16 protein-coding genes are annotated in these 12,624 nt (G+C 73.1%); 5 read left to right on the plus strand and 11 right to left on the minus strand.

The window, feature by feature from the left end:
* Positions 1 to 19 precede the first annotated feature (19 nt).
* Positions 20 to 616 (plus strand): GNAT family N-acetyltransferase, encoded by a 597-nt coding sequence (locus ACIA8O_RS03460; RefSeq protein ID WP_396291826.1) that lies wholly within the window; start codon positions 20 to 22, stop codon positions 614 to 616.
* Between the two features lie 33 nt (positions 617 to 649).
* Here ACIA8O_RS03460 and ligD read toward each other — a convergent pair whose 3' ends face one another.
* The 6 genes from ligD to ACIA8O_RS03490 all read right to left on the minus strand — a co-directional run bounded on the left by ligD (position 650) and on the right by ACIA8O_RS03490 (position 4,704).
* The gene (ligD, locus tag ACIA8O_RS03465) at positions 650 to 1,663 is read right to left on the minus strand and encodes a non-homologous end-joining DNA ligase (RefSeq protein ID WP_396291827.1); all 1,014 of its coding nucleotides are present in this window, start codon (positions 1,661 to 1,663) and stop codon (positions 650 to 652) included.
* 75 nt (positions 1,664 to 1,738) lie between these two features.
* Complete coding sequence (locus ACIA8O_RS03470; RefSeq protein WP_396292112.1) at positions 1,739 to 2,080, minus strand: hypothetical protein; 342 nt, start codon at positions 2,078 to 2,080, stop codon at positions 1,739 to 1,741.
* Between the two features lie 67 nt (positions 2,081 to 2,147).
* On the minus strand, positions 2,148 to 2,555 hold the full coding sequence (locus ACIA8O_RS03475; protein WP_396292113.1) for a roadblock/LC7 domain-containing protein: 408 nt from the start codon (positions 2,553 to 2,555) through the stop codon (positions 2,148 to 2,150).
* A gap of 91 nt (positions 2,556 to 2,646) precedes the next feature.
* Positions 2,647 to 3,693 (minus strand): hypothetical protein, encoded by a 1,047-nt coding sequence (locus tag ACIA8O_RS03480; protein ID WP_396291828.1) that lies wholly within the window; start codon positions 3,691 to 3,693, stop codon positions 2,647 to 2,649.
* Entirely contained in the window at positions 3,693 to 4,076 is a 384-nt protein-coding gene (locus ACIA8O_RS03485; RefSeq protein WP_396291829.1) for a hypothetical protein, read from the minus strand. The genes ACIA8O_RS03480 and ACIA8O_RS03485 overlap by 1 nt, the downstream gene beginning before the upstream one ends.
* A 196-nt stretch (positions 4,077 to 4,272) precedes the next feature.
* Positions 4,273 to 4,704: a low molecular weight protein-tyrosine-phosphatase gene (locus ACIA8O_RS03490; RefSeq protein WP_396291830.1), complete on the minus strand. Its 432-nt coding sequence runs from the start codon at positions 4,702 to 4,704 to the stop codon at positions 4,273 to 4,275.
* Positions 4,705 to 4,814: 110 nt separating this feature from the next.
* Between ACIA8O_RS03490 and ACIA8O_RS03495 the strand changes: the two genes are divergently transcribed.
* Entirely contained in the window at positions 4,815 to 5,936 is a 1,122-nt protein-coding gene (locus ACIA8O_RS03495; protein ID WP_396291831.1) for an ATP-dependent DNA ligase, read from the plus strand.
* Here the strand turns inward: ACIA8O_RS03495 and ACIA8O_RS03500 are convergent.
* From ACIA8O_RS03500 to ACIA8O_RS03520, 5 genes are all read right to left on the minus strand, one after another.
* Positions 5,846 to 6,406 carry an Imm21 family immunity protein gene (locus tag ACIA8O_RS03500; protein ID WP_396291832.1) on the minus strand — a complete coding sequence of 187 codons (561 nt, stop codon included), beginning with the start codon at positions 6,404 to 6,406 and terminating at the stop codon, positions 5,846 to 5,848. The genes ACIA8O_RS03495 and ACIA8O_RS03500 overlap by 91 nt on opposite strands.
* A gap of 48 nt (positions 6,407 to 6,454) precedes the next feature.
* Positions 6,455 to 7,033 carry a GNAT family N-acetyltransferase gene (locus tag ACIA8O_RS03505; RefSeq protein ID WP_396291833.1) on the minus strand — a complete coding sequence of 193 codons (579 nt, stop codon included), beginning with the start codon at positions 7,031 to 7,033 and terminating at the stop codon, positions 6,455 to 6,457.
* 7 nt (positions 7,034 to 7,040) lie between these two features.
* The gene (locus ACIA8O_RS03510) at positions 7,041 to 7,766 is read right to left on the minus strand and encodes a hypothetical protein (RefSeq protein WP_396291834.1); all 726 of its coding nucleotides are present in this window, start codon (positions 7,764 to 7,766) and stop codon (positions 7,041 to 7,043) included.
* 9 nt (positions 7,767 to 7,775) lie between these two features.
* Positions 7,776 to 7,964 carry a hypothetical protein gene (locus ACIA8O_RS03515; RefSeq protein WP_396291835.1) on the minus strand — a complete coding sequence of 63 codons (189 nt, stop codon included), beginning with the start codon at positions 7,962 to 7,964 and terminating at the stop codon, positions 7,776 to 7,778.
* 72 nt (positions 7,965 to 8,036) lie between these two features.
* On the minus strand, positions 8,037 to 8,888 hold the full coding sequence (locus tag ACIA8O_RS03520; RefSeq protein WP_396291836.1) for a carbon-nitrogen hydrolase family protein: 852 nt from the start codon (positions 8,886 to 8,888) through the stop codon (positions 8,037 to 8,039).
* Between the two features lie 327 nt (positions 8,889 to 9,215).
* Here ACIA8O_RS03520 and tdh point away from each other — a divergent pair, with 327 nt between their 5' ends.
* From tdh to ACIA8O_RS03535, 3 genes are all read left to right on the plus strand, one after another.
* Positions 9,216 to 10,244 (plus strand): L-threonine 3-dehydrogenase, encoded by a 1,029-nt coding sequence (gene tdh / locus ACIA8O_RS03525; protein ID WP_396291837.1) that lies wholly within the window; start codon positions 9,216 to 9,218, stop codon positions 10,242 to 10,244.
* A gap of 32 nt (positions 10,245 to 10,276) precedes the next feature.
* The gene (locus tag ACIA8O_RS03530; protein WP_396291838.1) at positions 10,277 to 11,485 is read left to right on the plus strand and encodes a glycine C-acetyltransferase; all 1,209 of its coding nucleotides are present in this window, start codon (positions 10,277 to 10,279) and stop codon (positions 11,483 to 11,485) included.
* A 499-nt stretch (positions 11,486 to 11,984) separates the two neighbouring features.
* Positions 11,985 to 12,293: a hypothetical protein gene (locus ACIA8O_RS03535; protein WP_396291839.1), complete on the plus strand. Its 309-nt coding sequence runs from the start codon at positions 11,985 to 11,987 to the stop codon at positions 12,291 to 12,293.
* Positions 12,294 to 12,624 lie beyond the last annotated feature (331 nt).

The raw sequence follows: 12,624 nt of genomic DNA on the forward strand, positions 1-12,624 counted from the left end.
CCGGGCGGAGGACAGGCACGTGCACAACATCGAGTTCCGGCACCACCACGGCCAGGAGGCGAAGGAGGTCCTCGACGACCTGGTGGACGTCTACCGGGTGGTCTACGGCGTCGAGCCGTACGCGGGGGACCCGTTCTTCTCGGTGGACTCCTTCGAGGAGCGGCTGCGCGGGGCGATGGAGATGCCGGGCTTCGAGACGGTGACGGCCAGGGTGGGCGGACGGCCGGACGGCCGGCTGGTCGGGCTGGTGCACGGGGTCACGCTGCCGGCCGACCGGGCCTGGTGGGTCAGCCTCGGCACGGGCCGCCCGGCGGCGGCGCTGGCCGCCGCGACGGCACAGGACGTCTTCTGGCTGCGGGAGTTGATGGTCCTGCCGAGCCTGGGCAACCGGGGCATCGGCCGCAGCCTGCACGACGAGATGGTCCGCCACCGCCCCGAGCGCTGGACCACCCTCACCTGCATCCACGACAACGAGCCCGCCCGCAGCGCCTACCCCCGCTGGGGCTACCAGGTGATCGGCGGCCGGATCCGGCACGCGCCCGAGTCGCCGGAGTACGACGCGATGCTGCTCCGGCCGGGCGCGGTACGGCAGTTGAGCACCCCGCACTGCGGATAGCGGCCCCTGCTCACCGGCCCGGTGCTCGCGGGGTCAGTGCCTGCGGGCGCGGCTGGGCTGGACCCGGGGCGGCTCGCCCTCGGCCTTCGGGTGGTCGGGCGGGTAGGGGAGGTCGCCCAGGCCGTGGTCGGCGGCCTGCCGGTCGGCCAGCGCGAGGAGCGGGTCGAGGCGGAAGGCGTGGTCGTCCATCCCGGCGTGCGGGTCGCCGAGTTCGGCGAAGCGGGCCGGCACCGTGCGGATGGTGAAGTCGGTGGGGGAGACCGAGTCGAGCTCCTCCCAGCGCAGCGGGGTGGAGACGGTGGCCTCGGGGCGGGGGCGGACGGAGTAGGGGGAGGCGATGGTGCGGTCGCGGGCCATCTGGTTGTAGTCCACGAAGATGCGCGCGCCGCGCTCCTCCTTCCACCAGTTGGTGGTCACCTGCTCCGGCATCCGGCGCTCCAGCTCCCGGCCGAGCGCGATCACGCACCGCCGGGCCTCGGCGAAGGTCCAGGCGGGGACGATCGGCACGTAGACGTGCAGGCCGCGCCCGCCGGAGGTCTTCGGCCAGCCGCGCAGCCCGTGCTCGTCCAGCACCTCGCGCAGCCGGTGCGCGGCGCGGACGGCGTCCGAGAAGTCGGTGCCGGGCTGCGGGTCGAGGTCGATGCGCAGCTCGTCGGGGTGGTCGGGGTCGGCGCGGCGCACCGGCCAGGGGTGGAAGGTGAGGCAGCCGAGGTTGACCGCCCAGAGCACGGCGGCGGCCTCGGTGGGGCAGATCTCGTCGGCGGTGCGGCCGCTCGGGAAGGCGATCCGGGCGGTGGGCAGCCAGTCGGGCACGTTCCCCGGGGCGCGCTTCTGGTAGAAGGACTCGCCCTCGATGCCGTCCGGGAAGCGCTGCAGGGTGGTCGGGCGCTCGCGCAGCCCGCGCAGTGCGCCGGGGGCGACGGCCAGGTAGTACTCGGCGACGTCCCGCTTGGTGTAGCCGCGCTCCGGGAAGTACACCTTGTCCGGGTGGGAGAGCCGCACCGCACGGCCGTCCACGTCCAGTTCGACCGCCGTGCTGCTCGCCATGCGCCTCACGCTAGGCCCCACTCCTCGGCCGCGCCCGCCGGGCGGGCCGGGAGTGGTGCCGGGGCGGACGGTCCGTCAGACCTCCAGTTCGGCCTCGACGCGCTTGAGCTGGTGGCGGGCCATGGCGAGGTTGGCGCGGTTCTTGTCGATCGCCAGGTAGAGGAACAGGCCCTTGCCGGAGCGGTTGGTGAGGGGCCGGATCAGGTGGTACTGGGTGCTGAGGGTGATCAGGATGTCCTCGATGGCCTCCTTGAGGCCGAGCAGCTCGATCGCCCGGACCTTGGCGCGGACCACGTCGGTGTTCCCGGCGGCGGCCACGTTGAGGTCCAGCTCGGCGCTGCCGCCCAGGGTGCCGAGGGCCATACCGCTGGTGTAGTCGACCAGGGCGACGCCGATGGCGCCGTCGATCGAGGCCATGATGTCCTTGAGGGCGGTGTCGGTCGTGACCACGGGGTTCTCCTTGGAAGATGGGTGAACGGGGGCGTCAGGTACGGGGGTTGCGTTCGAGGGCGAGGTCGGTCAGGTCGGCGATCCGCTGTCCGGCGCGGCGGGCCTCCAGGTGGAGGCGCCCGAGATTGGCCTCCGGCCCGGCCAGCAGGGTGAGCACCACGTAGGCCCCGGCGGCGTAGGTGGCGGTGTAGCCGCGCTCGCCGCGGGTGATCAGTTCGCGGAACTCGCCCTGCCCGGTCGCCTCGGCCAGCCGGGCGCCGACGCCGAGCGCGGCGGCGGTGAGCGCGGCCACGCCGGAGGGCTCCAGGGTGGCGGCGTCGTGCGCCACCACCAGGCCGTCGGTGGTGGCGATCAGACTGCCGGTCAGGTGCGGGACCCGGGCGCGCAGACCGCGCAGCTCGGCGTGCAGGCCGGGGTCGGCGAGCGCCTCCGGGTCGATCATGGCGGGTGGCTTCCGGGCCGTGAACTGTCGCAAGGTGCGCTTCATGACTCGGAGGGACGGGTCGACCGGGCGGTCGGGGTGGGCGGGCAAGTCACAGTCGGGCCTCCAGGCCGGCTCGGATGCGGAGCAGCAGAGCGACGTGCGGATCTGACGGGTCGTACGCGGGGGAGGGGGGCGGGACCGGGGGCCGGCCGGGGGCCGTCGGCGTCGGCAGTGAGGTGATCACCGGGACGGCGGCCGTCGGACGGGTGGGGGCCGGTGGCGCGGAGCGGGGCGGCGGTACCGAGGGGACCTGCCGGGTGGGGGCCGTGGGGGCGACCGGGGCAGCCGGGGCGACCGGGAAGACCACCGGGACCACCGGGACCACGGCGGGGGTGAGGCCGGTGACCGGGGAGGCCGGGGCCGCGGCGGGGGCTTCGAGCAGGCCGACGGCGGCGAGGTGGCGCAGGTCGAGCAGGGTGGTGAAGGCCGAGCGGCCGAGCAGCAGGGCGATCTCGGACGGGGTGCGCAGCCCGTCGGCCGCCTCCAGCACGGCCCGGCGGCGCAGGGTGCAGCCGCGGGCCGGGTGGGCCGGGCCGCCGCCGGTGCGGCGGCGCAGCACCGGGCCGTGCTCGCCGGGCGGGGCCGGCCAGACCCGGTCCAGCAGGGCCCGGCGGCGGCCGACCGCCGCGCGCAGCTCGCGGACCGTCATCGGGCGGGCCAGGGCCAGCAGCGGGACGGCCGAGGGGGTGAAGACCGGGCGGCGCACGGCGTGCCCGAGGGCGAAGAAGGCGGCGTCCAACACGGCCGTGGTCAGGCAGAGTTGCAGCTCGGAGGTGGTCACCAGGCCGGAGCGGACCAGGAGTTCGGCGAGCGGCCGCCCGGTGGCGGAGCAACTGCCCAGCAGGGAGGCCCACTCGGCGGAGCTGATCCGGCCGCAGCCGGTGAGCAGCGCCTCCACGCCGGGGGCGGAGTGGCTCTCGGCGTAGACCACCGCGCCCTGGTCCAGGTGCACCCGGCCGTGCTCCCCGGTGAGCACGCCGGTGGCCCGGCGGGCGGCCAGTTCGGCCAGCTCGTGCTCGAAGGGGGTGGCCGGGGCGCAGCCGGAGCGGCGCCGACGGGGTAGGCGGACGGCCTCCACGGGCCGGGTCAGCGGCATCAGTCCAGCACCAACTGGTCGGCGATGGCGGCGAGTCGGAGCCTGGCCATGGCGAGGTTGGCGCGCTCGCGGTCCAGCCGCAGGTAGAGGATCAGGCTGCTGTCGAAGTCCGTCTCCAGGAACCTGACCAGGTGGTAGGCGCCGGCCGAGCTCAGGATCAGGTCCTCGGCGGGGGCGGTGCCGGCCGACGGGTCGGTGAACGAGGCGCCCTGGGTGACGGCCCGGGCCAGCTCGGTGGCGTCCGCCGCGCCGGTCTCGTGGTCACCGCCGGGGCCCTCCCCGGCGGTGCCGAGGGCGAGGCCGCTGGTCCAGTCGACCAGGCTGACCCCGAGCGCGCCCGGCACGCCCATGGCCTCGGCAAGGCAGTCATCGATTCCCGGCACCGGGCAGCACTTCCCTCCCGCGCACCCGTCGCAGAGCACGCCTGCGGCACCGCGCTCACTCGCGGTAACCTCTGCGGGACGTAACGCTAGCCCGGCCCGGGTGGCGGCGGGAAGGAATCCGTCATACTCGTCGGGCATATGCCCGAATCTCTCCGTCGGGCCGACCGGCGTGATAGTGGGATTCTCTGACGAACGGTCAGGCGAGGTGGTCGTCCAGGGCGGCCTCGATCTCGCGCACCGTCCGGGCGAAGTCGGCGGGCGTGCCGCCCCACGGGTCGAAGATGCCCGCGGCCGAGAGCTGGAGCACCGTCCGCCCCGGTCCGGCCAGCCGGCGGGTGTCGCGGGCGGTCTCCGCGTCCACCGCGATCAGCTCGTCCGCCCACTCCACCAGCTCCGGGGAGAGCAGCACGGCCCGGTGGCCGGAGAGGTCGTACCCGAGCCCCGCCATGGTCTCGACCATCGACGGGTCGGCCGGCTCGCCCACGTGCCAGTGGGTGGTGCCGGCGGAGCGGACCTCGGGGTGGTCGGGGGAGCGGGCCGTCAGGATCGCGGCGGCGGCCGGACTGCGGCAGATGTTGCCCTTGCAGACCACCAGGATCCGGCGGGGGCGTGACGGTTCGTCGGCCATCGGTGGCCACCTCTCGGCGCGTGTGTCCCGACTCCCCGTACACAGAGCATATCCGCCCGCCCGGCCGCGCCCCAGGGGCGGGCGGGCTGACGGGGCGCCAGGATCGGGGCATGGAGCTGCCAGTGATGCCGCCGGTCCCACCGATGCTGGCCAAGGCGGTGACGAGGATCCCGGGCGGCATGCAGTACGAGGCCAAGTGGGACGGCTTCCGGGCGGTCGTCTTCCGCGACGGCGCGGAGGTGGAGATCGGCAGCCGGACGGGGAAGCCGCTCACCCGCTACTTCCCCGAGGTGGTGGAGGCGGTCCGGGCCGAACTGCCGGAGCGGTGCGTGGTCGACGGCGAGATCGTCATCGCCCACGACGGGCGGCTGCACTTCGAGGAGCTGCTGGAACGCATCCACCCCGCCGCCTCGCGGGTGCGGACGCTGGCCGGGCGGACCCCGGCCTCCTTCGTCGCCTTCGACCTGCTGGCACTGGGGGACGAGGCGTACGACGGACGGCCCCTGACGGAGCGGCGGGCGGCGCTGGAACGGGCACTGGACGGGGTGCGGCCCCCGGTCCACCTGGCCCCCGCCACCACGGAGCTGGAGGTGGCGCGGCGCTGGTTCGGCCGCTTCGAGGGGGCCGGGCTGGACGGGGTGGTGGCCAAGCCGCTCGACCAGCCCTACCAGGCGGGGGTCCGGTCGATGTACAAGATCAAGCACGCCCGGACGGCGGACTGCGTGCTGGCCGGCTATCGCGAGCACAAGAGCGGGCCGGTGGTGGGCTCCCTGCTGCTCGGCCTCCACGACGCGGACGGGCGGCTCCAGCACGTGGGTGTCTGTGCCTCGTTCCCGATGGAGCGGCGGGCCGAACTGGTCGAGGAACTGGCCGAGTTGAGGCTGGAGGAGGGGGCGGACCACCCCTGGGCGGCGTGGCGGGACGAGAGCGCCCAGGCCGCCGCCCGCCTTCCGGGCGGCCAGAGCCGGTGGACCGGCGGCAAGGACCTGTCCTGGGTGCCGCTGCGGCCCGAGCGCGTCTGCGAGGTCGGCTACGACCACATGGAGGGCACCCGCTTCCGCCACACCACCCAGTTCAAGAGGTGGCGCCCGGACCGCACCCCGGAGTCCTGCACCTACGAGCAGTTGGAGGAGCCGGTCGGCTACGACCTGGCGGAGGTGCTGGGGAGCAGCCGCTCCAACTGGAACGAGGACTCGGGGTCGGGTTCGAGGAGGAGGGACTGCACCCGGTAACGCCCGGCGGGGAGTTCGAGGCGGATGAGCTCCGGCTGCTGCTCCGTGTCGTCGAGGCCGAGGATGTGCTCACCGTCGTACGCGGCGTCGGTCAGCACGTACCGTCCGCCGAGCTCGACCGTGACGACGTCCTCCCAGGCGTCGGAGGCCAGGGCGGGTTCGAGGCCGGCCAGCAGGGAGGTGTCGTCGTCGGCGCTGATCCAGCGCGCGAAGAGGAGGTGCTCCGGGAGCCAGGTGACCGCGAGCGGCTCGCCGCCCAGGACCAGGACGTCGTGACCGGCGCACCGGACGGCTCCCGCGTACTCGCCGATGACCTCGTCGGCCTCCCCGCCGGTCCACTCCGGCACCAGCTGCTCGGGGACGAGGGCGTAGCGCGCGAAGTCGGTCCGGTCGAGCCAGGTCAGCGACGTGACGGGGGCGGCGGGCTGCTGCTGCTGACGGATGCGCTCCACCCGGCGGGACCTGATCATCCCGCCATGATGGCATCCGGGTGGTGGCGGTCCCGCCGGGGGGAGGGGTCAGCGCTGAGGGGTCCCGCCGGTGAGGACGGGGAGCTGATCGCGGGTCAGGCGCCAGCGGCGGTCCTCGCCGGTGTCGGCGGGGGCGAGCTTCTCGGCGGGGGTGGTGCCGAGGTCGGTGAAGCCGAGGCGGGCGGGGACGGCGCCGGAGGCCCGGTTGGCGGGGTCGTGGACGATCTCGACGTAGGCGACCTCGGGGAGGCGGAAGGCTTCGAGGGTGAGGGCGCGGGTGGTGCGGGAGACGATGCCGCGACCGGTCGCGCGGGGGTGCAGCCAGTAGCCGATCTCGCGCCGCTCCTCCGGGTCGCCCTCGCGGCGGAAGATGCCGGTGGAGCCGACGATCGCGCCGTCCAGCAGGATCGCGTAGGTGAAGTCGGTGCCGGCGGCCCACCTCTCGGCGCGGGAGTCGACGAACTCCGCGGTGCGCTCCGGGGTGTCCTCGGAGGCCCAGGGCATCCACGGAACCAGGTGGTCGAGGGATTCCTCGATCACCCGGCGGAGCTCGGCGAAGTCCTCGGGTTCGTAGGACCGCAGGGTCAGGCCGTCGTCGACGCGGATCACGCGCTGGGGGGTCTCCATCAGCAGATCATGGTCGGGTGGCGGGCCCCGGGCCAAACGGATTTCCGCCGGCCGCCGCGAGGATGTCCCAGGAGGGAGTCGTCGCGGCCCACCAGGTGCTCCTGTCCTCGGGGTCCTCGTCGGGCGAGGTGGTGCGCCAGCACACGTTCGTCTCCAGGAGGACCTCGTCCCCCGGCCGCAGCGGGGGAAGCACCCAGGCGAATCCGGGGCTGCTCCAGAGGTACTCGACGCCCCAACGGCCCATGTGTCGGTGCTCGTACACGCCGTCGAGCAGCTTCGCGAAGTGGACCGGCACGCCCTGCCGGGGCGGTTCGGCCCGCTGGCAGAGCCACTCCTCGTCCGGGGCAGCGATGGTCATCGCCAGCCCCGGGGCGGCGACGCCGATCGCCGCGGTGGACTGGGTGCCCTCGTAGTCGGCCTCGGCGCCCTCGGGCAGTCCGGCGAGCGCGGAGGTGAGGCAGAGCCGGTCGACCGGCTGACGGGCGGTCACCCGCCAGACCGCGCCGCGGCAGACGTCCACCGGGAGGAGGTAGTCGAGGTTGCCCGGGTCGGCCTCGAAGGCGGTGAGCAGGAGCTCCACCTCGGCGGCCGGGTCGTCCCAGTGGAAGACCAGGCCGCCGCCGGGCAGCTCCCGACAGCCGCCCGGGGCGACGGGCCGTTGGCGGGGCCCCATCGTCACGGAGTGGGTGAACGGGCCGAATGGGGTGGTGACGGCGGGGATCGGTGCGGGCATCGGCCGAGGTTACGTCAGGCGGTAGCTCCAGGTGCCGACGGGGTGGTGGGCCGAGTCGGTGAGGGTCTCCTGGGTGCCGGGTTCCAGGGGGTAGTGGTGGAGGTTGCCGGCCCAGTAGCGGAGGATGCGGCCGAGCTCGGCGTGGGGGTCGGCTCGCAGGGTCGGTTCGGTCAGGTCGACTTCGAGGACGAATCGCATGCCTTCGAGTCTTCCATTGAACTTCCCTGTGAAGGTTTCAGCGGAAAGGGCGGGGAGACGGGCCCGGAAGTCTCAAAGCACGGCGGAGGTCCGGGGGTGGACCGGGGCGCTGAGGGAGGGGTCGATCAGGACCGGGTCCTCCTCGCGGGCGGCGGCGAGGGCGGCCGGGTCGAGGGTGGCGGTGACGACGGTGGGGGTGTCGGCGGTCTCGGTGAGGAGGGTGCCGTCGGGGTTCCAGACGGCGCTGCCGCCGCAGCCGTGGTACGGGCCGCTGACCGCGCAGTGGTTGGCGAGCAGGACGTAGCTGGTGTTGTCGAGGGCGCGGGCCGGCATCACGGCGGTGCGCTGGTGGGCCCCGCTGCCGCGGCCGAGCATGGCGCCGACCAGGTAGGCGTGGGTGCCGGAGAGGGCGGCGGCGCGGGCGTGCTCGGGGAAGCCCATGTCCCAGCAGATACCGAGGCCGAGGTGCCAGCCGTCCAGGGTGACGGTGCAGCCGTGGGTGCCGGGGGAGATGCCGAGGGAGCGCTCGCGCGGGGTTGAGTGCTGCTTGTCGTACTGGGTGACGAAGCGGCCGTCGCGGCCCAACACCAGGACGGAGATGCGCAGTTGGCCGGTCTCGGCGTGCCGGGTGGGGCCGCCGACGACCACGCCGGTGCCGGTCTCGGCGCAGGTGGCGGCCAGCGGGTCCAGCCGGGGGTCGTCCGCGTGGATGGTCAGGGTGGAGGGGGAGGCGGTGATGCCGGGGAGCTCGTAGCCGGTGAGGAAGAGCTCGGGCAGCACCAGCAGCTGTGAGCCCTCCGAGGCGGCGCGGCGGACCAGTTCGGCGGCGGTGGCCACGTTCGCGGGGATGTCCAGCGGGACGCAGGGAGCCTGGCCGGCGCTCAGGGTGAGGGGGGTGGTGGGCAGCTCGCGGAGATCATCCATGGACCGTCAACCTAGCAGGGGTGGGTAAGGGGAGAAAAGGAGGATCGGGTGCTACAGGCGCAGCCGGGGCGCGGGCGGCGCGGATCTGACGGAGTGGCAGGCGGCGTACGGCGTCCGGGTGATCCCCGGCACGGCACAGCGGTGCGGCAGCGCACCTCGGGCACGATCGTGAAGCCGAGCTGTGGCGGGCGTTAAGAATTCCTCGATGGACCGGGACGCCGCCCAGCAGGCAGATTGCACAGTGCCCGCGCGGCCCCGGCGACCAGCCGTGCTCCGGCCGCACCGGCACGCCCGCATCCGTCCCACCGTGCGTCAGGAGCCGTCGCCGTGAAGGCACTCGTCAAGCAGAAGGCCGAGCCCGGGCTCTGGCTGACCGACGTCCCCATGCCCGAGATCGGCCCCACCGACGTGCTGATCAAGGTGCTGCGGACCGGCATCTGCGGCACCGACCTGCACATCCGCAAGTGGGACGGCTGGGCGCAGCAGACCATCAAGACGCCCATGACGATCGGTCACGAGTTCGTCGGCGAGGTGGCCGAGATCGGCGCGGGCGTCACCGACGTCAGCGTCGGCGACCTGGTCAGCGGTGAGGGTCACCTGGTCTGCGGCAAGTGCCGCAACTGCCTGGCCGGCCGCCGCCACCTGTGCCGCAACACGATCGGCCTGGGCGTCAACCGGGACGGTGCCTTCGCCGAGTACGTCGCGCTGCCCGCCTCCAACGTCTGGGTGCACCGGGTGCCGGTCGACCTGGACGTGGCCGCCATCTTCGACCCGTTCGGCAACGCGGTGCACACCGCGCTCTCCTTCCCGATGGTCGGCGAGGACGTGCTGGTCACCGGCGCGGGCCCGATCGGCATCATGGCCGCGGCCGTCGCCAAGCACGCCGGGGCCCGCAACGTGGTGATCACCGACGTCTCCCCGTACCGCCTGGACCTGGCCCGCAAGGTGGGCGTCACGCTGGCGCTGAACGTCGCGGAGCACTCCATCGAGGAGGGGCAGAAGCAACTCGGCATGCGCGAGGGCTTCGACGTGGGCCTGGAGATGTCCGGCCGCCCCGAGGCGATGCAGTCGATGATCGCCAACATGACGCACGGCGGGAAGATCGCCGTGCTCGGCCTGCCGGCCGAGGACTTCGCGGTGGACTGGGCCCGGATCGTCACCTCGATGATCACCATCAAGGGCATCTACGGGCGCGAGATGTTCGAGACCTGGTACGCGATGTCGGTCCTGCTGGAGGGCGGCCTCGACCTCAGCCCCGTGATCACCGGCCGCTACGCGGCGGCCGACTTCGAGGCGGCGTTCGACGAGGCGGCCGGCGGCCGCTGCGGCAAGATCATCCTCGACTGGACCGTCTGACCCCCTCTCAGCTCACGTAGGTAGGAGCCCCTGTGTTCGACAACGTCCGCAGCGACATCGCCGCCACCCTGGACGAGATCCGCGAGGCCGGCCTGTTCAAGCCGGAGCGGGTCATCGCCACCCCGCAGAACGCCGCCGTGAAGGTGACCGGCGGGGCCGAGGTGCTGAACTTCTGCGCCAACAACTACCTCGGCCTGGCCGACCACCCCGCGGTGCTCGCCTCGGCGAAGGAGGCGCTGGACCGCTGGGGCTACGGCATGGCCTCGGTCCGCTTCATCTGCGGCACCCAGGACGTGCACAAGCAGCTGGAGGACCGCCTCTCGGCCTTCCTCGGCCAGGAGGACACCATCCTCTACTCCTCCTGCTTCGACGCCAACGGCGGCGTCTTCGAGACCCTGCTGGACGACCGGGACGCCGTCATCTCCGACGCGCTCAACCACGCCAGCATCATCGACGGCATCCGCCTCTCCAAGGCCCGCCGCCACCGCTACGCCAACCGCGACCTGGCCGACCTGGAGAAGCAGCTCCAGGACACCCAGGACGCCCGCCGCCGGCTGATCGTCACCGACGGCGTGTTCTCGATGGACGGCTACATCGCCCCGCTGCGCGAGATCTGCGACCTGGCGGACCGTTACGACGCGATGGTCATGGTCGACGACTCACACGCCGTCGGCTTCGTCGGCGAGAACGGGGCCGGTACGCCCGAGCTGCACGGGGTTCGGGACCGGATCGACATCATCACCGGGACGCTCGGCAAGGCGCTCGGTGGGGCCTCCGGCGGCTACGTCTCGGCGCGTGCCGAGATTGTTGCGCTTCTGCGCCAGCGCAGCCGCCCGTACCTGTTCTCCAACTCCCTGGCGCCCGTGATTGCCGCCGCCAGCCTGACCGTGCTGGACCTGATTGAGCAGTCCGGGGACCTGCGGGACCGCCTGGCCGCCAACACCGCGCTGTTCCGCAGCCGGATGACCGACGCCGGCTTCGAGATTCTTCCCGGCACCCACCCGATTGCCCCCGTCATGATGGGAGACGCGGCCCAGGCTGGTCGGCTGGCCGAGCTGCTGCTGGACCGGGGCGTTTACGTGATCGGCTTCTCCTTCCCCGTCGTTCCGCACGGGCAGGCCCGCATTCGCGTTCAGCTTTCCGCCGCGCACTCCACCGAGGACGTTGAGCGAGCCGTTGCCGCGTTCGTGGACGCCCGCGCCGCCCTTGCCGCCGAGCAGGCCGCCCAGCCGGGGGCGTAGCGCGTCGAAGGCCGCCATTCCGGGGTCCCTCTGGCCACCGCCGGAGGGACCCTGGGCCGTTGTGGCCGAGACCGGGCCCGTGGTGCCCGATCCGGTGCCCAGGCCGGCCAGCCGCGGGCTCGCCGGGGCGGCGCCGAGGCCGCCGGCCAGCTGGGCGTAGCCGCCGTTCATCGCCTGGGTGTGGACGTCCTCGTTGTCGGCGAGGTTCTTCACCACCGTGTCCATCTTGTCGGCGGTGCCGGTGAAGGAGCCGAGGACCCGCTTGAGCACCTCGGTGCCGATCGTCTTGACCACCTGCTCGGCGATGGCGACGGCCAGCTTGCCGAAGGCGTCCGAGGGGTTGCCGACGTCCAGGCCCTGCACGACGGTGCGGAACGAGGTGCCGGAGGACTCCAGGTCCTCGGCCTGCCGCCGCAGTGCCGTGGCGCAGAGCGCCATCGCGGTCGGGTCCACCCGGAAGCCGCTGCCGGAGCCGGAGCCGCCACCGGGGTTGAGCACCTTGGCCACCACCAGCTCGGCCAGGTCGGCGATCGGCTTGGCCAGCGCCTGGGCCAGCTGCTGCACCGCCTCGTCCAGCAGCCGCGAGACGATCTCCCGGCCCATCGCGATGACGGCCGCGGTGCTCAGCCCGAAGGTGGCCGAGGAGGCCGCCAACTGGGCCTGTATGTTGATCAGTTGGATGATGGTCTGGCCCTTGCAGACCTCGATCACCAGGGCCGCGCCCTTGAGTGCGGTGGCCACCGCCTGGCAGCCGTCCACCACCATGCCGGAGTACTTGGAGATGGTCTGCCAGAGCGCGGCCAGCTGATCGGCGGAGGAGCCCTGGTAGACCTCGGCGAGCTGGCCGAGCGCCTTGTCGCCGGCCATCTGGACGTTGTCCAGGGTGGAGGCCAACTTGGTGAGCTGGTTGGCCAGTTCGAGCAGCTCGTCCTCGTTCGCCCCGGGCCAGTTCAGGCCGAGCAGTCGCATGACGGTCTGAAGTTCGCCCGGTATCTCGATGGCCATGGATGCTGCCCCCCAGCTGCTCTCCGTACACGGTCGTCAGGTGCGCTGTGGTACGCGTCTGATCGCGGGTTGTGACGATACACACCGGAGCCGGTCGCCACTACCGGGTCACGGCGATGGTTTCGCGGGACGAT

The organism is Kitasatospora sp. NPDC051853 (assembly GCF_044452665.1).
GTDB lineage: Bacteria > Actinomycetota > Actinomycetes > Streptomycetales > Streptomycetaceae > Kitasatospora.

Bases quoted from the DNA above. Each gene is read 5' to 3' on its own strand.
- ligD (WP_396291827.1), bottom strand. From the start codon at position 1,663: ATGGCGAGCAGCACGGCGGTCGAACTGGACGTGGACGGCCGTGCGGTG.
- ACIA8O_RS03470 (WP_396292112.1), bottom strand. From the start codon at position 2,080: ATGGCCTCGATCGACGGCGCCATCGGCGTCGCCCTGGTCGACTACACC.
- ACIA8O_RS03475 (WP_396292113.1), bottom strand. From the start codon at position 2,555: ATGATCGACCCGGAGGCGCTCGCCGACCCCGGCCTGCACGCCGAGCTG.
- ACIA8O_RS03480 (WP_396291828.1), bottom strand. From the start codon at position 3,693: ATGCCGCTGACCCGGCCCGTGGAGGCCGTCCGCCTACCCCGTCGGCGC.
- ACIA8O_RS03490 (WP_396291830.1), bottom strand. From the start codon at position 4,704: ATGGCCGACGAACCGTCACGCCCCCGCCGGATCCTGGTGGTCTGCAAG.
- ACIA8O_RS03495 (WP_396291831.1), top strand. From the start codon at position 4,815: ATGGAGCTGCCAGTGATGCCGCCGGTCCCACCGATGCTGGCCAAGGCG.
- ACIA8O_RS03500 (WP_396291832.1), bottom strand. From the start codon at position 6,406: ATGATCAGGTCCCGCCGGGTGGAGCGCATCCGTCAGCAGCAGCAGCCC.
- ACIA8O_RS03505 (WP_396291833.1), bottom strand. From the start codon at position 7,033: ATGGAGACCCCCCAGCGCGTGATCCGCGTCGACGACGGCCTGACCCTG.
- ACIA8O_RS03510 (WP_396291834.1), bottom strand. From the start codon at position 7,766: ATGCCCGCACCGATCCCCGCCGTCACCACCCCATTCGGCCCGTTCACC.
- ACIA8O_RS03515 (WP_396291835.1), bottom strand. From the start codon at position 7,964: ATGCGATTCGTCCTCGAAGTCGACCTGACCGAACCGACCCTGCGAGCC.
- ACIA8O_RS03520 (WP_396291836.1), bottom strand. From the start codon at position 8,888: ATGGATGATCTCCGCGAGCTGCCCACCACCCCCCTCACCCTGAGCGCC.